This is a genomic window from Leucobacter exalbidus, assembly GCF_017834145.1.
Lineage (GTDB): Bacteria > Actinomycetota > Actinomycetes > Actinomycetales > Microbacteriaceae > Leucobacter > Leucobacter exalbidus.
In genome coordinates, this window is record NZ_JAFIDA010000001.1 from 324,972 (window position 1) to 347,389 (window position 22,418).

The 22,418-nt window shown below is 60.1% G+C and carries 17 protein-coding genes; 5 read left to right on the top strand and 12 right to left on the bottom strand.

What is annotated here, in order from left to right; all coding sequences use genetic code 11:
- Positions 1–39: 39 nt before the first annotated feature.
- The 10 genes from mobF to JOF28_RS01550 form a co-directional block, all read right to left on the bottom strand.
- Positions 40–3,342 (bottom strand): MobF family relaxase, encoded by a 3,303-nt coding sequence (mobF, locus tag JOF28_RS01505; protein ID WP_209704152.1) that lies wholly within the window; start codon positions 3,340–3,342, stop codon positions 40–42.
- Positions 3,343–3,842: 500 nt separating this feature from the next.
- Positions 3,843–6,155: a relaxase/mobilization nuclease domain-containing protein gene (locus tag JOF28_RS01510; protein ID WP_209704153.1), complete on the bottom strand. Its 2,313-nt coding sequence runs from the start codon at positions 6,153–6,155 to the stop codon at positions 3,843–3,845.
- Positions 6,156–6,162: 7 nt separating this feature from the next.
- On the bottom strand, positions 6,163–6,681 hold the full coding sequence (locus JOF28_RS01515) for a hypothetical protein (protein ID WP_209704154.1): 519 nt from the start codon (positions 6,679–6,681) through the stop codon (positions 6,163–6,165).
- Between the two features lie 429 nt (positions 6,682–7,110).
- Positions 7,111–7,416: a hypothetical protein gene (locus tag JOF28_RS01520; protein ID WP_209704155.1), complete on the bottom strand. Its 306-nt coding sequence runs from the start codon at positions 7,414–7,416 to the stop codon at positions 7,111–7,113.
- A 205-nt stretch (positions 7,417–7,621) separates the two neighbouring features.
- Positions 7,622–8,209: a hypothetical protein gene (locus JOF28_RS01525; protein ID WP_209704156.1), complete on the bottom strand. Its 588-nt coding sequence runs from the start codon at positions 8,207–8,209 to the stop codon at positions 7,622–7,624.
- Between the two features lie 126 nt (positions 8,210–8,335).
- Positions 8,336–9,586, bottom strand: a complete 1,251-nt coding sequence (locus JOF28_RS01530; RefSeq protein WP_209704157.1) for a ParM/StbA family protein — start codon at positions 9,584–9,586, stop codon at positions 8,336–8,338.
- Positions 9,587–9,624: 38 nt separating this feature from the next.
- Positions 9,625–9,987 carry a hypothetical protein gene (locus tag JOF28_RS01535; protein ID WP_209704158.1) on the bottom strand — a complete coding sequence of 121 codons (363 nt, stop codon included), beginning with the start codon at positions 9,985–9,987 and terminating at the stop codon, positions 9,625–9,627.
- Positions 9,988–10,119: 132 nt separating this feature from the next.
- Positions 10,120–10,482: a hypothetical protein gene (locus JOF28_RS01540; RefSeq protein ID WP_209704159.1), complete on the bottom strand. Its 363-nt coding sequence runs from the start codon at positions 10,480–10,482 to the stop codon at positions 10,120–10,122.
- A gap of 19 nt (positions 10,483–10,501) precedes the next feature.
- Positions 10,502–12,517, bottom strand: a complete 2,016-nt coding sequence (locus JOF28_RS01545) for a DNA primase family protein (RefSeq protein ID WP_209704160.1) — start codon at positions 12,515–12,517, stop codon at positions 10,502–10,504.
- Positions 12,518–12,617: 100 nt separating this feature from the next.
- Complete coding sequence (locus JOF28_RS01550; RefSeq protein ID WP_209704161.1) at positions 12,618–12,944, bottom strand: MerR family transcriptional regulator; 327 nt, start codon at positions 12,942–12,944, stop codon at positions 12,618–12,620.
- 398 nt (positions 12,945–13,342) lie between these two features.
- Between JOF28_RS01550 and JOF28_RS01555 the strand changes: the two genes are divergently transcribed.
- Complete coding sequence (locus tag JOF28_RS01555) at positions 13,343–13,762, top strand: helix-turn-helix transcriptional regulator (protein ID WP_280909305.1); 420 nt, start codon at positions 13,343–13,345, stop codon at positions 13,760–13,762.
- A gap of 1,462 nt (positions 13,763–15,224) precedes the next feature.
- The gene (locus JOF28_RS01560; RefSeq protein ID WP_209704163.1) at positions 15,225–15,704 is read left to right on the top strand and encodes a hypothetical protein; all 480 of its coding nucleotides are present in this window, start codon (positions 15,225–15,227) and stop codon (positions 15,702–15,704) included.
- Between the two features lie 44 nt (positions 15,705–15,748).
- Here JOF28_RS01560 and JOF28_RS01565 read toward each other — a convergent pair whose 3' ends face one another.
- The gene (locus JOF28_RS01565) at positions 15,749–16,597 is read right to left on the bottom strand and encodes an AbiV family abortive infection protein (RefSeq protein ID WP_209704164.1); all 849 of its coding nucleotides are present in this window, start codon (positions 16,595–16,597) and stop codon (positions 15,749–15,751) included.
- Positions 16,598–17,194: 597 nt separating this feature from the next.
- Positions 17,195–18,721 (bottom strand): recombinase family protein, encoded by a 1,527-nt coding sequence (locus JOF28_RS01570; RefSeq protein WP_209704165.1) that lies wholly within the window; start codon positions 18,719–18,721, stop codon positions 17,195–17,197.
- A 31-nt stretch (positions 18,722–18,752) separates the two neighbouring features.
- On the opposite strand from JOF28_RS01570, the gene JOF28_RS14770 reads away from it, so the two are divergent.
- The 3 genes from JOF28_RS14770 to JOF28_RS01585 all read left to right on the top strand — a co-directional run bounded on the left by JOF28_RS14770 (position 18,753) and on the right by JOF28_RS01585 (position 22,416).
- Positions 18,753–20,471 carry a ComEC/Rec2 family competence protein gene (locus JOF28_RS14770; protein WP_342452045.1) on the top strand — a complete coding sequence of 573 codons (1,719 nt, stop codon included), beginning with the start codon at positions 18,753–18,755 and terminating at the stop codon, positions 20,469–20,471.
- A gap of 9 nt (positions 20,472–20,480) precedes the next feature.
- A complete protein-coding gene (holA, locus tag JOF28_RS01580; RefSeq protein WP_209704166.1) occupies positions 20,481–21,497 on the top strand; it encodes a DNA polymerase III subunit delta in 1,017 nt (338 codons plus the stop codon).
- Positions 21,498–21,591: 94 nt separating this feature from the next.
- Entirely contained in the window at positions 21,592–22,416 is an 825-nt protein-coding gene (locus tag JOF28_RS01585; RefSeq protein ID WP_209704167.1) for a phosphoribosyltransferase family protein, read from the top strand.
- The last annotated feature ends 2 nt before the right edge of the window (positions 22,417–22,418 follow it).

Below are 22,418 nucleotides of genomic sequence, written 5' to 3' on the forward strand. Positions count from 1 at the left end.
CTTCTTCTGTGTTCACGACTGCGTGTGGTGACTGTGTGCTTAGAGGCTTTGAACCTGTGACTGATCCATTTCACGCTCCTTCCGCAGTCGGGTGTTCTGCTTGTTCTGACGCTGGCGCATGGCTTGCATCTTGGCCATCGCCGGGTTCAGCGGTTTAGCCGGCGCAGCGTCAGTGGTCTCTGTGGTGTCCGTCGTTGCCTGCGTAGTTTGTGCAGGTGCAGGCTGCTTGTGCGCCTTGTCTTCACTCTGTCGCTGGACGCTCAGCACGTCCTTTTGGATCAGTTGGTGAGCTGTGGACTCCTGCAGGGAAACGACGTCGACGGTGTAGTTGCCGTCCTGCTGCTGTTGGATGTCACCCTTGACTGCAATGACGTGCTTGCCCTCAACCATCACGTCGTTGCCGCCAGTGGAAAGGAGACGCTTGCCGAAGTCTTCCAAGGGATCAGGGTCAACCTCGAGGTCACGGCCGCTGGATGCTGCACACAGCTGGTTGTACTGCTCTGCACTCAACCGCTGACCGGTCTTGGCTTCCTGCAGGCGCAGGCTCTTCTGACCCTGCGCAGCTTGGCCGTAGGAAGCCAACTGGAAATCAACGTCAACGCTGCCATCGCTGTGCTCGTCACGAACGACAGCGATCAGCTCGGCCTGACGCATCTGCTCATCGCTCAACCCGCTGGCCTGACGATCCCGGGCCACAGGAGCCTGGGTCGGTGCCAGTGGCTGCGTCGGAACATCCAAGCCGTCAAGCTCCTGCAACGATGCCTTGAGCGCGCCTTCGAGTCCCGTGTCAGCGCTCTCGCGAGCCATAGCCTGGGAGAACTGCTCACGAGCATCGTCCTGGTCAATTGCCACAGCGTGCAAAACGTTGGCGTGACGGCCACGGGTGAGGGCTACATAAGCCCCAGCCGCGTCCATCTGGTCGCTGAGAATCGTGTGAGCCGTGTCGACGGTCATACCCTGAGCACCGTGGGCGGTGACTGCGTAAGCCAGCTGCACGTTCTCGGCGACGTACTCGGCGGTCAGCTCACGGTGGCGACCGTTCTCGTCCTTGACTGTGATGCGACCATCCTGATTGACGCGATCCACAGTGAAGGTCTGTCGGTTGGCAACATCGAGGTCACGATCGTTCTGCCGGGTAGCAACACGAGCGCCGACAGCGATTGGATCCTCATCCAGGCCATAGACGACACGGCTGTCATCCACGACACCCGCCGCAACCAAACGCTCGAACACAGCATGGTTCACACGCTGCGCAGTGGCGTTTGTCGAAACGATGGCCAGCGACTCTTCATCAGCGATCAGCTCTAGGGCGACCGTCTCAGATACGCGATCAATGACCTCTTCCGAGGTGCCTAGCTGCACCTGACCGCGCTGATCCAGCAAGTTGTAGAAGTCATCAACGCCTTCACGTTCACGCAGGACAACTGAGGCGTCAGCGTACTGCGTGTCGATCTGGCCATCAGCTGTACGGAAGCGACGCACGTCTTGCAGGTCACTGTAAACAGTGGTCAGCTCAGCAGCACGGGCCATGTAGCCGCCGCGGCCCACAGCAGCCAGCTGCTTGGTGTCACCGGTGAGTACCAAGGTGCCCAGCTTGGCCTCGTCCACGTACTTGTGCAGCACACGAGCAGTGTCCTGGTCGAGCATGCCGCACTCGTCAACCACCAGCACCGTGTCACCGTCGATGGTGAATTCAGCGGGCTGTTCTTTCCACTGCTGAGGAATGACCCACTTGCCAGTGTCCGGGTGCATGGAAGCGCCAGCGCGGTACAGCATCGAGTGCACCGAGTTTCCTTCGGCACCGATTGCTGAGCCAGCCTCCAGTGCGCCACGCTTAGTAGGGGAGACGACGACCATGCGTCGACCATCAATTTTGAGCTGCTCGTTGGCTGCGTCGAGCATCGTCGTCTTACCGGCTCCGGCTGCGCCCTCGATGACCACCAGAGCGTGATTACCCGTGATGGTCTGCGCGGCCTTGACCTGCTCGTCGGAGAGAGTGAAGCCGCCGCGGTCAGCGAATACAGTGCCATCCGAGCCGCGCTGTTGTGCGCGAGCAGTCAGTCGATCAGTGAGGTCTTGCTCGGTGGCCATGACAGCCTTCGAGGTGTAGTGGCGGTTGCCTTCGATCACGACGCCGTCGTCGAAGAAGGAGTACTGCTCTACCTGTGCGGCGTTGAAGGCAGCGGTACGTAGCTCGGGGACACCATCGGTGCCGAGCAGGTACGTCTGTGCGATGCGACGGTCAATGGCTGCGTTGAGCTCAGCAGCAGACCATGCTGAATGACTCTGCGACAGGTCGTCAAGGGCCGTCATAGCAATGACGGTAGGGCTGATCTGATCTGCGCTCTGGCCAGCAACGAAGTGGTCAGTGTTCTGGCCTACGACATCTTCAAGACCCTGCGCAAGACCATCAGCATCAAGTGAGGTGACGTCACCCTTGACAGACTTAGCCGGGCGCTGGTGTGACCAACCCAGCTGATCCCAAGCACGCAGCTGCTTCGGGCCTGGTTCTTTACCGACGTGCTCAGCACGCCAGCGGGTCTCGAGTGCTTCACGGTTTTCCGCAACCTGATCGCGTCGTGAAGAGAAGTCATCAACCAGGTGCTCGAACTCGACGATCTTGCCGCCGCCCTCACCCGGGATCCAGGTGTAACCGGCTTCAGCGATCGCTTCACGCAACGGCACATCAGCCGACATCGACAGGTCAGCGGCAGCATGCATGCGACCGGACAAACGGTAGAGGGTTGCACCATCAATGGAGCGCCACTTGCCCTCGGCAAAAGCCTTCGGAGTGATCTGAACATGTCGGTGCCAGTGCGGGTCATCAGCGCGGGAAGTGCGGTGCTGAACGGAGGTGAACTCCATCCGTTCCAGCTTTGCTTGGTACTGGGCACCCTTGGGGCCAATCCGGGTCACGGCATGCTCTTGGAGAGCTTCAACGCCGGCCAGAGCGGCACGTGCCTGCGCAGCGTCTAAGGCGTCTGCAATACGAGGGTCAGCCGCAGCAGCTAATGACAGCGACTTGGAGGAGGAAACCAGAGTCTCCTGAAACAGGGGAGTACCGCCCAGCTTGGTCTCGCCGTTCTTGTCAACGTAGGTGCGCTGACGGAAGGTACCGCGCTGCTCGCCGGTCTCCGGGTCGCGGTGCTCCATCCATGCAGTGAACTCAACAGAATTCAGGGTGCTCAGTTCAACACCAGCGTCACCGATGATGCCGTACTGGATGGCACGCTCTCCGCCTTCGGAGTAGTACTCATCGAGGCGTGCGGCACCGGTTTCAAGCAGGTATGCGGAAGCAGCCGCGGAGGAACCGCGAAATGCTTTGAAGCCGCCCTTGCTCATATCCGTTGCCTGCCTGATAGGCGGTGTCCGGATATGCAGAAACCCGAGCACCTAATGGTGTCTATCAAGCGGTCAAGGAGCGCTTCGGGTGCTCTAATTCTACCAGAAATATGGAGGCACTACCCCCGGTAGATTACGTGCTTCCTATTTCCCTTGCTCCATAGGCCTAGCTTGCTCACCAGAAGGCTGGAACAGCCAAAGGTGAGCTTGTTCCAGCAGAGAGCTAGCTGTAGTTGCTTGTCATATGTGAGCCGTGTGGCGTCTGAGCAGTGAATCCCAACTAGAGCTCAATGAAGTGCCACCAAGCCCCACAATGACCCTTGCTATTCACACCATGACTTCCCATGAAATGACCCTTGCTATTCATGCAAAGTGGGTGCTGCATGTAATTCCTAAATGTGTAAGCACCATGCTTGAATCAACACCACCAAGACACAAAAGAGCCCACCTACCTTTGCAAGTAAGTGGGCTCCTACGGCCAGAGAGTAATACCAGGGAACCTACTGCACCGAGAGCTGCTGGTCGCTCTCGTGGTTGGGCTGATCAATCTGTGCTGCGTTCTCGTCGATGACTGCCTTCAAATACGCACTGCGATCCTCGTCGCTGATGTCGTAGTCACCTGCTGTGAGCTTTGCAACCAACCACTCACGACGCTTATTGGAGCAACGCAGCTCTCGATCGATTTTCTTGAACCTCGGTGCATGCCTGTCGACGAAGCCGCCAGCGGTCTCAAGACCACTACGCTCCGTCAGGACTGCACGACCTGCGGTGTACTCGGCATCGCGTGCTTCAAGAAGAGCTACCCGCAACCGCAGCTGCTCGTTGACGGCAGGGTCGAGATAGTCACCGAACTCGTCCAACCACGCCTTGCCGATGCCGCTAGGCACACGGGAGTCATCAAAGTGCTGAGCATCAGCCAGTGCCCTCCAGGCATGCTGTTCCTCGAACTCAGCCATGGCCGTGATGGCACGCTGCTTACGCTGGTTGGGACGCTGCACCATGCGCAGCAGGGACTCTCGCGGAGCATCAGGTACAGCTGGTTCTTGTTCAACCGGCGCAGCTACAACCGTTCGCGTCAGCTCAACTGGATCCACCAACTCTGACTCCGCAACAGGTGCGTCGACATGCTCTGGCTGGGGCTCCTCTGCCTCAACGATGACAGCCTCGGGCTTAGCCGGAGCTTCCTGCTCCACAGGCTCTGGTGAAGGCACCTGTCGAGGACGGCTCGGGTAGAACTTCTCGAGCCAAGACGTGTCGCTTTCAGGTGTGGCATCTTCAACGTCAGCCAGCAGCTGCGCAAACGTCGGCCCGCCAGCATTCACCTCGTTTTGTGCAGCTTGCTTTCGCTGGGGCTCAAGGGCAACAGGACTCTCGCTAACGACCTCAGTGCGCTCTGCCGGCTCATCCTCGATCAACTGCTCAGCGGGGCGCTCAGAGGCGGTCCCAGGGCAGCCCTGCTCCTCCCACAGCGTGTCCAGGTACTTTGCCTCGTCGTAGCTCAGGCCGTGAGCCCTGCGCATGGCCTCACGTTGCCCAGTGCGGAATCGCTTTGACAGACCTACGGCTTGCTCTTCCTTGACGATCATCAGTTTATCGAGCTGCTCCATGCGCGCCGCGTCAGACAGCTGTGCGAAACGTGCTGGCGGGTTATCCAGAACTGCGCGCACAGCCTTTTGGTGCTCCGCATCTTTGCTGGCCCGCAAGGCATCTGCTGCAGCTTTAACGTCTGCCCGTTCGGCGAGACGCTTCTGGGACGCAAGCTCATTCGCTGCGATCTTGGCCTGAGTGCTGGCCTCGCGTGCAGCCTGACGCTGATCGAAGCGAGCTTGCTGTGCAGCCTGCTGAGCCTCAAAAGCCAACACCTGTGGGGATACCTGTCGCGTCTCGGCAGCGATCTTGTTCTCCTTTGCGGCCACCAGAATCGCGTTGCGGCTGAAGTCGTTGCTGTGCAGACGTTTGGAGCCGGCTCGTGCGGTGTGAGTGCGATCAGCGCCGTCAGTGTAGGTGTACGACCACGTCTTGTTCTTGCCACGCTCATTGAGAACGACAGCGCCGTCATGGGTGAGCAGTTCCCGGAAGGACTCTTCGCTGGTGGCTTCTGCCTTCGCGTGCTCGACCCGAGCCTTGAGCTCGCCCAACCACCCGTTGGTGCTGCGGGTTGAACGAACAAGCGCCGTGTTGTCATATGCGTGCTCTCCGACCAGGAAGTTGAGCCCCTGGCTGTCCAGGCCAGCGCGCACGCTCATGAGCTTGCCCAGCCGAGAGTTGTCGTAGCCGACAGATGCCATGAACTGCTCATCGGCCAGCACCGCGTTTGTCGCCTCACGGATGCGGAACACGTTGGACATGGCTGAGCTAAATGGCTTACCGGCGACAACCTTTTCGGTGACCTGTTTCCCCTTGACGGTGTGCGTCATCTCAGCATCTTCATGGGCGACATTGGAGATCACCCAGTGTGAGTGGACAAGACCAGTCTCGCCATCGATCTGAGTGCCGACCAGGATCTGACGACCGGGGAAAGTCATCTCAGCAGCGTGCTGCGACACCATGTGGAATTGGTAGACCTGCTCTGGATCTGCAGGATCAAACTCTTCCTTGGATGCGCTGATGACGGCAGAGTATGCCTGAACTGTCAGCTTGTCGTTGGGATCGAACCTGTCGCGTGTGTCAGCAAAGTCAGCCTTGGCCGTGCTGGCCACGCAGCCAATACCTGAGGCGTACATGCACCGGTCGACCTCGGCATCGAGCTTTTCGTTGAGGACGTACCCGATGATCCGGCTGGCCGAGTCGCTGCTCTGAATAGCGTTGTACACGGCTACATCACCACGAGTCGCGGGTGAGTACGTCGCGCAGCTTTCGGGCGCTCTGATCACCCTGTGCGGTAAGCGTCGCCAGCTGCTGATCGATGCTCGTCAGCAGAGCCACGATTTCACCGTTGTGCACGTTCTCGCCGGACCAATAACGCTTGAGCTGCGGCAGCACATTGTGGCCCAAACGGTTGAGCGCAACAGTGTTTTGCTCGAGGGACTTCTGCGTAGCTCGAACCTCTCGGCGCACCTCATCAGGAACATCAACACGAACTGCTCGTGCACCTGCTCGTCCCTTGCCGATGAACTGCAACACAGCAGCAACGACCAAATCAGATCGCTTCATCTCACGACGCTTCGCTGCTTCATCGATCAACACCAGCTCAGCGACCGCTACGCGTCCACTGATCGGGTACGTAGTAGACCTCTTCGGCTTCGCCTCATCGACCACGGCTGCGCCAACCCTGGCTGCGCCAGGACTAACGGTGCTCTCCGTCAGCTTGGGGATGCCCTGCTGCTCCTTCGTCGCCATGGCAATTCCCCTTCACTGTCTTACGACCACCACACCGTGCGATGTCTTTGATGCTCCGCACCTGCACCCATTGTATCGCCCGGTAACAAACCTGACGAGTAGTGATGGTGTATACAGTTGCTGCGCAACTTACCGGCTGCGCCGGCCACCATCACTCTCGATCAGGCCTCACGTCTATTTCGCTCCGCTTCATAGACTCCGGCCCGATACCCGGGGGAAGACAACCCTTCGCGTTGCTACGGGCGACGCTGGCGCTGCACCATGCATTGCACCCCAGTGCATCCCACGAAGCGGGAGCGGAGGGTACATGTGCAACAGTGCTGCGCCAGCACATGCCAGCCATCGTCGCTACCGCTGTGTGGCTGGGCATGACAAAACCCCGGCTGCATCTGCAACCGGGGTTCGATCTACGCACCGACACCTACGCCATCAGTACTGCGACTCAGCTTCGTCGAGAGCCTCCTCGACAATAGGAATGACGCTGGCAATAGAGCCGCCATCACGGCTTTCTTTCGCCTTACGGCTGCGTTCCAAGCGCTGGGCCTGCAGCTCCTGGAACGACTGCTTGTACAGCTGCTTGTAGAGCGCCTCATACTCGTCGCCCTGCAGGATTTCCAGCACCCTGTCAGTGATGCGCTTCTCCTCGTCAGCCTGCTTCTGCTTGAGCTTGCGCATCTTCTCGCTGTGGGCCTTCTTGGCCAGTTTCATCTCTTCGTCGATGCTGAGCTTGCTCATCGTGGTCACTCTCTCTCTGGTGAGGTGTCGTGCGTGCTGCACGTCTTGTTGTTGTTTGCCCTCGACCCGTAGCGGGAGCGAAAAGGTCGTGGGCTTCTCGGTGCCACCTGAAGCGGGAGCGAAAGGTGCACCGAAAGAGTCGGTAGCGGGAGCGAACGAGGCGGGCTACACGCGCTGTGCGGCCCGCCTGGCTGCCACTGCTGAGCTAGGAAGCCTGAGCCCGCTCTGGGCCCCAGATGGGTGCTTCAAACGATTCGGGTCCGTACTTGCGTGCCTGCCGCATCCGTCGGGTCGCGACCCGTTCAGAGATGTTCGCTCTGTCCATCAACTGCTTTACAGCGACCTCGACTCCGTGTTCGGCCTGAAGCCAGATCCAGTCGAGCTGAAGACCCTTGGTTTTCAGCGGGAGGCTCAGGAGAATCAGGTCAGCATCCTGCTCACGCAGCTCGATACTGCCGTCGGGGTTGATGACCGTGTCAGTGGTGCCATCTCCAGATTCGAAAGTGACCGAATCATCGGTATCGATGCAGATTTCTCCCTCCGACTGCTTCCGCCAAACGGTGACGGCACCTGCCTCGTTGACGTACAGCTTGCGACCCGATGAGGTGACGATCTCGACGAAGCCGTCGCCCGTCAGAGAGATCCGAGTGCTACCTGCGTCCTCTCCACCGTTGCGAACGATGTCAACGGAGTTGAACCCCTCGTAGTACGAAAAGGGGCCCCAATGATGCACCAGGCGGCCCGGGTCGCTATTGGAAATCGTGGCCAAAGGTGACTGTTCTGAGTTGCTCATGATTGAGTTCCTATCTGTTGTTGTTGCAGGTGGCATCTAGCCGCCTGTGTGGATGTGGCGGGCAGGCTGTCTGCCTATGCAGAAGCCCCTAGATCCAACAGATCCAGGGGCTCCAGAAGACAGCGGCTACTTCGCCGCAGCGTCCTTCGCGGCGATGAACAATCCCTCACGATTCAGGTTCCGAGAGAACCCTGCATCGAGGTACATCACCGGTACGAAACTGCCGGGCTTGGTACGCGAGATCGTCTCCTGCAGGACAGGGTAAAGGTGTTCGCGGATGGCACCGGAGCCGCCACCGTAGACGTACAAAACCTGCGCCGACGACGCTGTGCGCAGCGACTCCGCGAGGTGCTTTGCAACCTCTGAAACGAAGAGCTTTACTTCGGTGTCGACGTAACCCTTGACGTGTGCGTGACGCTGCTTATCCAGCCGGTTCGGGGTAGCCAAAAGGTACTCAGCAAGGTGCTTCCGTGAGGAGAAAGCCGTCCCTTCGCCGGCCGATGTCATGGCATCCAAAGCGTCCTGCAGCACCGAGCCGTAGCCGCGGTCAAAGCTGCGTGAGGCGTTGTCGTTGAACACCGCGTCAGTGCCCTGTGTGGCGATAAAACCAGTCGTTCCGTCACCGATGTCGATGCCGATAGCGCCCTTGGCCTCAGCAATATCTGAGGCTTCGATGCCCACCAAAGCCGTCGCATGTGCGTCGTTGTGGGTGCGGGCCTCATCGAGCATGTACTGGATCAGGGACTCGCCGTGAGCAGCGATCGCTGACTGTGCTGATGCGCCCTCGGCATTCACGATGACCTCAGCGAACGTGATATTCACCCGTACCTTGGTCTCGAAGTTCTCGATGATTACGGTGTGTGCCTGCTCATGTGCGAGCAGCTCGTCGGCATAAGTACCGCGGTGACGCAGGTACTCATGAACGGGCAGTGCCAGCGCTACCGTGGCGCTCACATCCAGCTCGTCAGTGGGGAGAATCCCCTCAGCCGAGACGTAATCCTTCAGCGCCTTGGCGGCGATGGTGCCCAAGACCAGCACCTTGGAGAGCTGCTGCTGCGCCTTCGACGCACCGCTGACGGTGTCGAACTCCTCGATGGCTCCCTTGGAGTCAAGGGCGGACGTGCCAAAGAGACGTCGGTGCTGATCTGAGACAAGAGGCGTCTCGAAGCGGGCGTCCAAACGGTTGTAGAAAGACACATCTGAATTGAAGACAGTTGCAACCTCGCTGTCAGGCGTCGGGTTCTGCTTGTCGTGAGTCACGATGCGTACCAGTGAGGGCATGTCCACTTCATCAGTGCGCTCTGACGTGACGTCCTTCAGTACAGCCTTGGTGTATCCGTTGCCGATGTCAGCTCCGGCGATGATATTTACAGTCATGATCTAGATCCTTTTTGCTTGAAATGGTCAGTGCTAGGTCAGCGACTGAAAGGGAAATCAGCTGGCGGAGCACTCTCGGTGCTCTCTTTAGCCGGTGCTGACTTGGAAGTGTCTTCATCCAGCACGGGCTCAGCAGGCTTCGAGGTCTTTTTAGCTGGAGCTGGCTTCGCCGGAGCCACAACTTGCGCCTCCACAGCCTCAACCTGGCTGCTGTGCTGCACGGCCTCGGGATCAAGGCCACGAGACATGACCGCGGTGAATGCGTCGGTGCTGCCAAAGCGCTTCACGTAGTCGTTGATCAGAACATGAATCGACATGCTCAAGTTCTTTTGTGCTTCGAGCCAGCCCGTGACCAGCACATCCTCGCTATCAACAGTGAATCGCTGCTGTGTCTTAGTCATTTCGTTACTCGTCCCTGCTGCTCAGTGGCAGCCAATGGTTATCTTTGGCTAAATCAGTGAAGAAATTAGCTACTTTGTATACTTTAATTGTAGATGGTCTACAAAACATAGGCAAGATGGTGCTAAGAATAGCTAGACGAAAGACATGCTCAGCGTGATCCCGCCAGCCACTGCCAGTGCCTGGAGCACCAGAAGCACCGTTTTGTCGTCAAGGCTGGTCATGACCTCAGCGAGGTCGACAGGATGGCTGCTGGAGGCTAAGGAGGTTGCAATCCTCAACACACGAGTTTCTCCGCCAGAGAGATAGCCGCCTTCTTCGGCAGCAAGATCAGCGTCGAACCAGTAATGGCCTTGGTCATCAGAGCGAATCCACGGGCCGCTGAGCAGACGGCCGTTCAACGTAGTGCTCAGGACCTGCACTGCAGCACTCAGAGGCAGTGACCCCTCGGCCCAGCGACGCAGGCCGGCTGTCAGGGGAGTGGGGTTGATGTTCATGGGTTTCTCCTTGGGTTGGTTAGTTGTCGGCGTCGGCAGAGGATGGAACAGCGGTTGCAGTAGTGGCGTTGACCATCGCTTGGGTCATGCGCTGGATTCCCCGGTAGTTCGCAGCAATCGATGGGCTGGCCAAACGAGCCTGGTCCGGGTTCTTGTTGTTCTTCTCGAGCGGGTTGAACCAGTTCTTCAGCTCGTGACGAACGATGAGCAGCTCGGGATCTTTCATCCGGAGCCCCGGTCGGACAGCCTTGGATTTGTCCGGGCAGTGCCACCCATCGTCGGTCTGGATGATCGGCAAGAGATCCTTGATGAAGCGCTGAGCACTAATCGGTGAACCCGAGGGAGATACCTCTACAAACCACGCCTTGTAAAGGTCGTAGAGGAAGGTGAACGGCACCAGATCCCACACGAACTTGTCGCGGAACTCCATCCAGAACGCCCTCACAGGGTCGTTGGTTTCCTTGTACTCCGAGAGCGCGACCTTGGTCGCCAGCGGCTCAGCCAGCTCGTAGTACTCGCCCGGTGTGCGTGAGCCAGCAACGTGCAGCGCGTACCAGAGCACGTGCTCGAGCACGTCGCGTCGCTCCAGGTAGTCGTCCTTGATGTACTTGCGCTCAGCACCTGTGAAGCACTTGGTAAACGGCACAAAGAGCTGTCGGCGGTAGAAGCTCTCTGACTTGTCCTTGACCAGCGGGAACTCGTTGAGGCACTGCACCATGAAGCCCCAGAACTGGAAAGCGATGGGCATGCGGTACTTACGGTTGATCTGGATGACGTCGTTGGTAACGATGGCTTTGAGGTTTGCGGCCTTGTCGATAAACGTTCCGACGTCGTTCTCATCGACGATCACAGCACTGGCTCGCACCAAAGGCTCCAGCGCAAATTCCTTGCCGAAATCTGACAGCGGGATAGAGGTGTGTGACCCAGACCCGACAATGTTACGCATCAAGGCGCACAGGGTGCCCTTGCCGTTGTTGCCGGATTCTGAGTAGAACCAAGCGGTCTTACCCCAGCGCACATGCGGCCGCACGATCGCTCCGATGGTCTCCCAGATCAGAGCAGCCATACCGTCGTTCTTGAGATTGAAATCGTCGTCGCCCTCGGTGAAGTAGAACTCCTCGACCCAACTCTCGACGTCCCAAACGGTGCCGTCCTTGGGGTGCGTGATGACCGGCTTGACGGCAGCTGCGACGTAGTTCACACGGCTCTTGGATACGAAGACCAGCGTCGGATCAAAGGGGTGCAAGCTCTTCGCCTTGAAGCTGAAGGCTTTCCCGTCAATCTTGAGATCAGTGTCGTGGTTACCGTAGAAGAAGACACCATTATTGACGGCGATCAGATCGCGCTCTTCGCACTGGTGCATCCGAGGCGAGTCTTCCTTGAGTACCGCGAGGACTTCCTTGAAGTCGTTGAGGGTGCGCTGGGCGTGGTACGCCCGAGCCGCCATACGAATGTCATCTTCGCTGGTGGTGTACGTGCCCTGCATGCTGCCTGTCGCTCGGTACATGGCCAGCAGGTCGTATTCACGATCTGTGTCTTTGGCGTTAGGCGCGATCCGGATCACGTGGTTGAGCGTCAGAAGAATCTGCGCCAGCTGCCAGTAATTCAGGTGTCGAGCCAGTGCGTAACGAGTCTCGCCCTTGGGCATCTTCTGGTTTTCGTTACGTGTCATCTCGTTGATCAGCGTCAGGAGCTGACGTTCCACGCGCCGAGGCTCAGGAACATTCGTCGCGACGATGTGCTTCAGGTACTCCTCAGTGACATACGTCGTGATCAGGTTCTGCGGTGCTGGATCAGAGGTCTCCTGCATGCTGAAGTAATCCAGCAGTTCCATCGACAGAGACTGGATAGCTTGATCGGTGCGGACGCGCTTGCCAGTGGATTTAGGTACAGCTACGTCGACTGGTGCAGAAACAGCAGGCACAGCCTGCTCGGTCTGAACTGGGGAGTGAGCTACGAGCAACTGCGCTTTCTGCGCAGGGCTGAGGTCGAACGGCAACTGGTAATGAGTGTCATTATCGGGTAAAGTAGACACAGAAGTCTCCTATAAGTAAGCCTGGTAACGAGCTCTAACTCGCAGGCTGAAGAATTTGAACAATTGAGAAGTCCCGGTTCGCCGGGGCTTCTCTTTTTTGTCAGGCGGCGGGGGCCAAGAGGCGACCCAGCTCACCTTTCTGCTCAGCGTTGAGCTTGGGGAGGGTGTCGACGATGTCTTTGACTAATGCGTCGAACTGGACGGCCGATGCCTTGACTGGCCTGGCCAGCAGGTGCATATCACTGCGACGAACCTTGAAGTGCGTGCCCACGCGCAGCGCAGGGAGCAGGCCCTCGTGGATACGGACAAGCACCGTGGCGTGAGAGATGTAACCGAGCTCGTCAGCGACCTTGCGGGGGCTTAGCAGCTCGTTCATGTCAAGTGCGTCGAGATCGACGGCAGGGGTGGTGGCGACTGCAGTAGTCATCGGAATACCTCGTGAGAGTGGTGACGGAGCGCGATTGCTCTACGCGAGATCTCGATGGCGCAAATTCACATCGGGATCAAGGCTCCGGGGTGTCTCAACCGGGGAGCTACACTTCTACGCGAGTACCGGGCTGCCGCCCGTATACAAGGCTCCGGGGTATCTCAACCCTGAAGCTGCACATATTTGCGAGTACCGGACTGCCGCCCGTGTACAAGACGCCGGGGCATTTCAGCTCACGGCACTGCATACGTCCTGTCACCCGCTATCGCCAGCTTGCTACCACTGTGCGGCGGGACGACCTTTGAGGTCATACATACAGTCTACAGGTCACAGGTGATTCTTACAAGTCACGCGATAGGGTTGGCGATAATCACCTAGTACTACCGTCAGGGGTCACCATGTTGAATTCACCAGCTCAGGTATTTGCGCGGCGTCTGCGCGAGGAACGAGTTCGCATAGACATGAGCCAAGCTGAGCTCGCACAGAAGCTCAGCGTGCACTACGACATCAAGCTCGACGCCTCAGCGGTCGCCCGCATTGAGCGTGGTGAGCGTGGCGTAAAGCTCGACGAGGCTGTGGGTATTGCGCAGATTCTCGACACTGAGCTTGAGGCGCTTCTGGATAGTGCCACCAGCATCGACCGAGCATTGCGGAGGCAGCGCACCGAACTAGCTCTGGCGAAAGTCAAGCTTGCAGCGATGCAGGACGAGGTCACCGAGCTGGCGTTGAACGTCGAAAACCTGGAGCAAGAAATTGCTGATCGTGAGGTTCGCGATGAGCTGGCAGATGATCTTCGTACAGAGCAGTGGCCCGGCTGAGTACGAACAGGCCCAGTCAGCCATTGGCGACATAGATCAGTAGATCGCAGGCCTGAAGGCGTCGCCGGGCGCGTGATGTAAGTACACGTCATGCTGGCTGTAAGTGCGTCAGGAAGTGGGCTGTTGGGCTGTGAGTCGCACATGTAGCGCGCTTTTTGGTGGCGTGATGCATGTCAAAAACCTCGTAATTCCGCGGCTAGATGATGATTTCATGACGTGTAGCGGATGTAGCACCCTTTTTTGAACCGGGAGTCATATATAGGGAAATGTATAGGGCAGGTAGTAGCAGAGACTGCGTTTTCCCTTTTCACCCCCCTATGGGTTTATAAAAAAGAGTGCTCCAGTGCTACAAGCTACAAATTTCCCTTGTTCTGACAGGGCGAAGGCCGGAGCGCATTTTGTAGCAACCTTTTTGACCGTGCTACATCATGCTACAAACCTCGCTACATCTCCCCTTTACTGACGTAGAGCACCAGGGGTGCAGCCACAGGACCCTCCGTTGCCAGCCTCATTCGCTTCCTGACGTGCATGCACCCACTTGCTCACGACGCGGTGCTCCAGGGTGGCCCCACGGGCTCAGCATCACCATCGGGCACACCTGCTCACGACGCAGCTTCCCTCCGAGTGCCCAACTCCACCACGCTGACCTGCCATTACCAGCCTGACCGAGACTCGCGCCGGCACGGTCGGCTATCTACTAGCATCTGCCCAATCTGCCCTGACCTGCCCTTGACGTCTGCACGGCGGTGATAGGCGGTGGCGCTTTTTGTCCCCTAGTGGGCACTTGCCGGTGGCGGCAGTGCAGCTACGGGATGGCGAACCAACCCAGCAAGCCAGTGGTGGCTTGGAAACCTAGCAGTAGTGCTCTTTAATCTGACTGGTGATAAACGGTGGCGCTCCACAGCCCGGCTGCTACGCAACAGGGTGATAAACGGTGGCGCTTGACCCACGAACCTCGCTGACATGACCTGCAAGCCCCGCATGTTTCTGCGGAATATGGTCAGGCTCTGCCCTTGACGTCTGTACAGCGGTGATAAGCGGTGGCGCTAAGTGTCCCCTCAGGGGACACTTGCCGGTGGCGGCAGTGCAGCTACGGGATGGCGAACCAACCCAGCAAGCCAGTGGTGGCTTGGAAACCTAGCAGTAGTGCTCTTTAATCTGACTGGTGATAAACGGTGGCGCTCCACAGCCCGGCTGCTACGCAACAGGGTGATAAACGGTGGCGCTTGACCCACGAACCTCGCTGACATGACCTGCAAGCCCCGCATGTTTCTGCGGAATATGGTCAGGCTCTGCCCTTGACGTCTGTACAGCGGTGATAAGCGGTGGCGCTAAGTGTCCCCTGAGGGGACGCATGCCGGTGGCGCACCCGCCAGGAATCTAGCTCACCGATGGGTGATAAACGGTGGCGGACCCGCAGAATCCTTGTCTGGTGCCCCCAACACCGCATAGCGTCGTCACTATGACAACCGAAGGCGACCGCGCTGACCATGACTTTCTCATCAAGTACGCCGGTATGACGGCAGCTGAGCTCTCGGATGAGGCGCTTCGAGAAGGCGACGCAGAGCTCGTGCAAAGCCGCGCAGCAGCTCACCTGCAGGCCGTCGCCGACTCGTGGGACGCCAGCCAGGTCGCAGTATTCCTCAACCTCGAGCACGACGCTGTGCGTCGTGCTGCAACTGAGGGTGCGCTGTACTCTTTTGCATCTGTGTCAGGAGACAACATCTGGTTCCCGTCGTGGCAATTCACGGCGTCGGGACTCCTCCCAGGACTGCAAGAGATTGTCCGGGCGCTGCCTCGCAGCTACCACCCGGTCTCAGTGCATGACCTCATGACGGAGCCGGACGAAGCGCTGGACGGGCTCAGTCCGGTGCAGTGGCTCACAGATGACCATGCGCTGGCAGCTGTCATGGAGATCGTTGAAGGCCGCAGCCGGGAGTGAGTCAGTGCAGTCGTCTACCTGACATCGCATTCGACCCCGCAGCTTCACTCATTCGAGTTGCTGACGTCTTCTTGTGCGCTGTTGCCCTCTTCCCAAAGTGCCCGAAGCTCGCGGTCCTGCGCTTCATATCCAGGTCTTCCGACATTTTCGAACGGGCTGCTCGGCGCGCGGAATGCATAGCTTGCATTCCGGATCGGTTCGCCAGTCTCGCCACGGCGCATTGACTCGATAATTCCGTCGCGGATCACTGGGTCAACGCTACGAAATGCATGGCGCATCTCTTCTATTTCTTCTTCACTCGACGGAGGTATGTCCTCTGCGCGCTCGCGTTGACTCTTGCCTTCGATGTGCTCGCCGAGACGCAACTGCCACCCGATCTGATGAACGTGACCGATCACGGCTCGCACGGCCTCGGCATCGGCGACCTCCTCAGGTGTGACCGGATCTCCCTCGGGATTGACATCGATGTAGAACCCGCGCTGTTTCAAAGTATTGTGGTCGCGCTTCCAGGCGTCGATGGTCCCGAGGATCTGCTCGTTCTCCTCAGGATCTGCAGGCTCGACGCCGAACCAGTATTGCTCCTGCACTAAGAAGCTATGCACCGTCTCGAGCTTAAGTGTGTGCTGCGCCCACAAATCCAAGAGGCACTGATCCACAAATGCCTCGCCCTCTGGTGCGTACTGGATCCCTACGCGCCGCTCATGCAGTGCGATTGCCTTTCCGGACTCCTCCATGCCAAGGATCGCGAGCGATCGAGCGAGCGACAGATCTGCATGATCCAGCATTGTCAGCGCACCTCGGAGCAGCCGGTCCGCGTTCGACAGCAGAGCGTCTTGCAACGCGATCACCTGATCGGGGGAGAGGTATGCAGGGAGTGGAGGTTTTCGAGCCATGATCAGAGTCTGTCGTATGCCTCCGACGTGCTCACTGAAATGTTGGTATATGTGGCGATGTGATCGAGTGGCGTTCTGGCGTCTAGGCGTTCTTGAAAACGAGCCCATCAGCCTTGATCAGGCAGCAAGATCCAGGTCCCGTACACCGCTATTACTCTTCGCTGCGACACGCGATGCTGTGGCCGTGAACAGAGCATTGACTTGGAGGATGACATCTTTGCTCACCGGGGGAGCGCTGGCAGCGATGCCCGCTGCCCATGCTTTGAGCGAAGCTTTCTCGGCTTGAGTCTTGGCCTGATCAGCACAGACAGCGGGGTCAACAAGGGGGGTGCGTGTAGAAGTCAAAATGCCGGTTTTCGGGCTCGATTTGGAGAATCCGAACCCGTGTATTCGGCTGCGCGGGCTCTAAAGCCCTTAAACGTTCTAGCTGTCAACGGATGAACCCGGTCTTAGACAGGGTCCCGGAGAGAGGGAAGCTGACAGCTTGGAGGAACTCATCATGGGGATGTTGCCCTCGACGGAGAGACTATTGGGTTCCAACGAGCCCCGCTTGCCGTTCTGCCGTAGGCATAAATTCCGGCTGAAGCTTGTGGACGCTTAGCGCCAGGCGAAATCCACACGGTCAGGGTAGATGCCTTTACGGCCTTTGCGGCTATCGGGCATACGGTTGATCTTCGGTACCACCAACAGCCTGATGACCTGCCTTTGATCCATCACTGACATCTCTTGCCAGCTGGCATCAATATCATCGGCTCCGGCAAGTTTGATGACCAGTGGGTCAGTCTGCGCAAGAGACTCAAGCTTCTTCTGTGCAGCGTCGATGAGAGGTCGTACCTGCTGCTCCTGTTGCGAGAGCATGGTCAGGTTCTTGGTCTCCATCGCGAGCTGATGGACTTCTTCCAGCCACTTTCGGTGGCCCTCTATCTCCTGAAGCAGCTCCGCACGCACAGTGTCGACTCCTTGGTCGGCCTGGCCGATCTGCGCCAGAAAGTCTGGACGCTTGATACGAGCCAAGACGACCTCGGTTACCAGCTCGTCCAAGAACTCCAAGCGCATCGCGACGTGGAAACCTTTCTTGCCCGGCGTGCCTAGGCATGTGTAGATCTTGTAGGTGGCGAGGGGGAGCTTCTCACCCGTCACCTTGTCGTATTGCCGGCGACCTGCGTTCTGCTTGCCCGTGCGGGTATTATTGCCGCACTCGCCACACACAGCGATACCGGTCAGTAGATACTTTGTCTCCCAGTGGTTACCTTTGAGCTTGCTCCGCCCAGCCATGACTGCCTGCAATTTATGCCACGAGTCACGGTCGATCAGCGTGGGCCAGATCGTGTCAACGTCTTCGAGTACTTCTCCTTGGTGCTGGCGCAATCCGGCATACGCAGGCATCGTCAGCATCTGTTTCACAGCCGGAGCCGTCCATCCCATGACCTCTCGCTGCGGGTTGAATTTCGGCCGTCTGGCTGGGATGCCCTGCACGTTGAAGTCTCTGGCAATCGCGTAGTAGGTCTCACCGGCCAACACGCGCCGTGCGGCCTCTCTCACAACCGGGCCCTGGTCAGGGTGCTCAATTACTTCAAGCAAATCTCGGGTGTGTTTGTCGTACAAACGCTCATATCCGTAGAGGTTCTTCCCGTGCGGGCGGCCCTTCATAGCGTTGGCGCGCACATCGCGCAGTAGGCGCTCGCTGGTCTTGTCGCTCTCGTACTCGGCATCAGAGGCGTCTTCTCGCAATGAACGCCTGTCACGTGCGTTGGTGGGGTCGTAGACACGACCATGGGTCAGTACCCAGATACCCACGCCTTGCTTTGCGCAGAGCTCGATCAGGTCGATCCACTCGCCGGTGCGTCTGGATCCACGACTCGACTCCCACAGGCCGAGGATGTCAGCTCCAAAGTTGCCGGCTTCTAGGTCATCGAGGAGGTCGGTAAAACCCTCACGTACCTTCTTGGTGTACCGGCTCGCACTGCGGTCAGTGTCCTCATAAGGGCGAGAGTGAACTAACCAGCCTTTCTGCTTGGCCGTCGCCACCATCTCTTCGTGTTGCTGCCCGGGGCTCTTGCCGGTACCCGATCGGTCCGACGATACGCGGAGATACTCTCGGACGGTTTGACCAGCTGAATCCATGGGTCCAGCCTACCCACCTCCTTAGTCCACTGTGTCTGGCGCAAATTGCGCGCTCGTTACCAGTGCCGCGGTCTGGGTGCTGTCATGGCTTGGTTGTGGCCGCAGAATGCGCACGGTTGCCGCAGGGGTGGCGCTTGGTGGATTCGTGCTCATCGTCGGCCCCGACACGAGCGTACAGCGCGCCGCCATCATGGGCGCGGTGCTGCTCGTGTCGTCATACGGCGGCAAGCGTGCGGTCGCCCTACCGGCGCTCGGCCTGGCGATCGCGGTGCTCTTAATCATCGATCCGTGGCAGGCCTGGCAGCCCGGTTTCGCGCTGTCGGTCGCCGCCACCGGCGGCATCATTGTGTGCGCACCAGAACTCACCGAGGGGCTGCGCAGACTCACCGGCGCTCCCATGTGGATCGCGCTGCCGGTTGCGGTGTCGGCCGCGGCACAGTTCGCCTGCGGCCCGCTGCTGCTGCTTCTGCAAGACGGAATTCCCGCGTCGGGCCTGCTCGCCAACGTGCTCGCGGGCCCGGCCGCCCCGGCGGGCACGGGGCTCGGGCTGGCCGCGCTGCTGGCGGGCCCGGTGTCGCCTGCCCTCGGCCAGGCCCTCGTGGTCGCGGCAAGCTTCCCCGCGCGGTGGGTGGAGGCCACCGCGCAGGTCGCCGCCGAGCTGCCCTTCGCGCGCTGGGACTGGGTGCCAGGCGTGCCCGGAGCGCTGCTCTTATGCGGGGTCGAGGCGGCCCTGGTGGCGGCCTGGTTGCTCGCCACCGGCAGACTGACACGCAGCGGAGCGCGCGTGATCCGGCCCTGGATGTCGCTGGGACTCGGCCCGAGGAAGCTGCGCACCTGGGTCGCGGTGCTGCTGGGGGCCGCCGCCGGAGCCCTCGTCGGCCCCACCCTCGTTGCCCCGGTGATGCAGCAGGCCGAAGTGCCCAGCGGCTGGCGCATCGTCGCCTGCGATGTAGGCCAGGGCGACGCGATTTTGCTGCGCGGCGGGGGAGCGGCCCCCGGCGAGGCCGTGCTCATCGACACCGGCGACGACGAGACACAGCTGCGGGCGTGCCTGCGGCAGTTCGGCATCTCACGCATTCCGCTGCTCGTGCTCACCCACGACGATCGCGACCACATCGGGGCCGTCGGCGCGATTCTGCCCCAGACCGCGCGGGTGCTCATCGCCCCGCCCACGCGCGAGGATCGCGAGCATCGGCCGATGGTCGCGCAGCTCGAGGCCGCCGACGTTTCGTGGGAGGTGGGCAGCGCGGGCGATTCGGGCGATGACGCCGGGGTGGCGTGGGCACTGCTTGCTCCGGATCGCGGGCTAACGCCCGCCAGCCGCAACGCCGCAAGTTTAGTGATGCGTGCAGATACGGGAGGTCTGACGGCGCTGTTGCTGGCGGACACGGGGGAGGCCGAGCAAGGGCCGCTGCTGGCGAAGTATGACCCGGCGCAGACCCCGGCGGGCGACGCGGCTGCGGCCGGCGCGCTCGTGGCCGATGTGGTGAAGGTCGCTCACCACGGGTCGCGCGATCAGCACCCGGGCATGTATGGCGCCGTGCACGCCCGGGTGGGGCTCGTTTCGGTGGGCGAAGGCAACGGCTACGGCCACCCCGCGCGCGATTTACTCACGTCGCTTGCGCGGGCAGATACTTTGGCTTTGCGCACCGATCTCTTGGGGTCAATCGCGATCTCCCCGGGTGATCACCGCGGCGCGGGCCCCACAATCTGGGCCGCACGCGGGCGCCCTGTCAGTAGTGACGAGTAGGCTTGAAGCGTGGCATCACGAGGCGCAACTACCAAGACACCGGCGATTCAGTGGGATGAGGCGTACCCTGCGCCGGTCGTGCTGGTGAGTGGTCCCGAAATTTTCCTTGCTGATCGCGCGGTGCAGCGCATTCGCGAGACGATGTTTGCCGAGCGCAGCGATCTTGAGCTGCACGATCTCGACGCCGCAAGCTATACCGCGGGCGAACTCTACACGATCGCGAGCCCCTCGCTGTTTGCTGAACCTCGGCTGATTCGCGTGACCAACGTTGAGCGCTGCTCTGACGCATTCTTAAGTGATGCGCGGCGCTACGTCACGGAGCCGGCAGAAGATGCGACCCTCGTGCTGCGGCACGCGGGCGGCCAGCGCGGCAAAGCGCTCCTCGATCTCGTGCGTGGTGGCGCCGGCATCGAAGTGGCCTGCCCCGAGATGAAAAAGGACCAGGATCGCCTGGCCTTTGCCCAGGCTGAAATGCGTCGCCTCGGCGCCCAGATCACACCGGGTGCCGTGCGGCAGCTGGTGGCCGCCTACATGGGTGACCTCGGTGAGCTCGCCGGTGCCTGCGCCCAGCTCATCGAAGTGAGCGGCAAGCAGCTCAACGAAGATCACGTGACCCGCGCCACCGAGGGCCGCGTAGAAACCAACGGCTTCAAGGTGGCCGATGCCGCCACGGCGGGGCGCCCGGCCGAGGCGCTCGTGCTGCTGCGGCAGGCATTTGCCGGCGGCATCGATCCGATTCCGCTGCTCGCGGCGTTGAATATGAAGGTGCGCGGCATGGCCCGCGTGTTTGGCCTGCGAGGATCTGCGGGTCAGCTCGCCAAAGATCTCGGCATGGCGCCCTGGCAGGTCGAGCGAGCAATGAAAGAAACTCGCGGCTGGCGCGAGGCAGAGCTCGCCCGCGCGATCGATCTCGCGGCCGAAACCGAGTGGCTGCTCAAGGGCGGCACGCGCGACCCGCAGTACGCCCTCGAAAAGTATGTTCTGTTCGTGGCGCGACGAGGCCGCGAGGCCAATTCACCGCGGTGATCGCGCGGCGCGAAGGCTGCGCCCCGATCCGGAGCATTTGATTTAATTTGAAATCTATTCGTCATTTTGACGAATAGCGTGTTACGCTGATGTCATGACCATCACACTCCACGCACTCAGCGCAGACGGCACCACCGTCCCCTCGGCGGTCGAACCCTTCCAGTTTCCCGGCGGCGAATGGCACCTGCGCCTTCCCGCCGAAGAAACCCCGTCGCACGCCACGCTCACCGGCTGCGACGCCAATGACTTCATCGTGCTGGGCCTCTGGGCCGACTGGGTGCGCAGCACGGGCTACCGAGCCGTCGCCCACATTCCCTACCTCCCGGCAGCGCGCGCCGATCGCGGCGTGCCGTTCGGCGCAAAGATCTACGCGGCCCTCATTAACGCCGCCGAGCTCGACGAAGTGGTGTGCTTTGACCCGCACTCACCGGTGGCTCCGTCGCTCATCACCAACATTCGCATCGTAGAATCCACGGGCGTGATCACCGAGCGCGTGCTTCCGCACGGCGACTACACGGCGATCATGGCCCCCGACGCGGGAGCGGTGCACCGGGCGCAGCTCGTGGCCGACCGGGCCGGGCTGCCGCTGTTCACCGCCACCAAAAGCCGCGACTTCGCAACGGGCAAACTGCTCGGCTTCCACGCACCCGAGGGTCTGCCGGATGCTGGCCGCGTGCTGATCGTTGACGACATCTGCGATGGCGGCGGCACGTTCATGGGCCTCGCCGAGGCCACCGGCCTCGATCGCAGCCGCCTCGACCTGTGGGTCAGCCACGGCATCTTCTCGGGCCGGGCCGCCCAGCTCACCGAGCGCTTCGGGCGCATCTTCACCACTGATTCACACCCCGGATCAACCCACGCCGCGCTCGCCCCCACCATCATCGAACTCGCCCCGTACCTGGCAGCCGAAAGGAACTGATC

Excerpts from the sequence above, each read along its gene's own strand:
- JOF28_RS01565 (WP_209704164.1), bottom strand. The coding sequence starts at position 16,597 with ATGGCTCGAAAACCTCCACTCCCTGCATACCTCTCCCCCGATCAGGTG.
- JOF28_RS01570 (WP_209704165.1), bottom strand. The coding sequence starts at position 18,721 with ATGGATTCAGCTGGTCAAACCGTCCGAGAGTATCTCCGCGTATCGTCG.
- JOF28_RS01515 (WP_209704154.1), bottom strand. The coding sequence starts at position 6,681 with ATGGCGACGAAGGAGCAGCAGGGCATCCCCAAGCTGACGGAGAGCACC.
- JOF28_RS01560 (WP_209704163.1), top strand. The coding sequence starts at position 15,225 with ATGACAACCGAAGGCGACCGCGCTGACCATGACTTTCTCATCAAGTAC.
- JOF28_RS01555 (WP_280909305.1), top strand. The coding sequence starts at position 13,343 with ATGTTGAATTCACCAGCTCAGGTATTTGCGCGGCGTCTGCGCGAGGAA.
- JOF28_RS01585 (WP_209704167.1), top strand. The coding sequence starts at position 21,592 with ATGACCATCACACTCCACGCACTCAGCGCAGACGGCACCACCGTCCCC.
- JOF28_RS01520 (WP_209704155.1), bottom strand. The coding sequence starts at position 7,416 with ATGAGCAAGCTCAGCATCGACGAAGAGATGAAACTGGCCAAGAAGGCC.
- JOF28_RS01530 (WP_209704157.1), bottom strand. The coding sequence starts at position 9,586 with ATGACTGTAAATATCATCGCCGGAGCTGACATCGGCAACGGATACACC.
- JOF28_RS01540 (WP_209704159.1), bottom strand. The coding sequence starts at position 10,482 with ATGAACATCAACCCCACTCCCCTGACAGCCGGCCTGCGTCGCTGGGCC.
- JOF28_RS01550 (WP_209704161.1), bottom strand. The coding sequence starts at position 12,944 with ATGACTACTGCAGTCGCCACCACCCCTGCCGTCGATCTCGACGCACTT.
- mobF (WP_209704152.1), bottom strand. The coding sequence starts at position 3,342 with ATGAGCAAGGGCGGCTTCAAAGCATTTCGCGGTTCCTCCGCGGCTGCT.
- JOF28_RS01535 (WP_209704158.1), bottom strand. The coding sequence starts at position 9,987 with ATGACTAAGACACAGCAGCGATTCACTGTTGATAGCGAGGATGTGCTG.
- JOF28_RS01525 (WP_209704156.1), bottom strand. The coding sequence starts at position 8,209 with ATGAGCAACTCAGAACAGTCACCTTTGGCCACGATTTCCAATAGCGAC.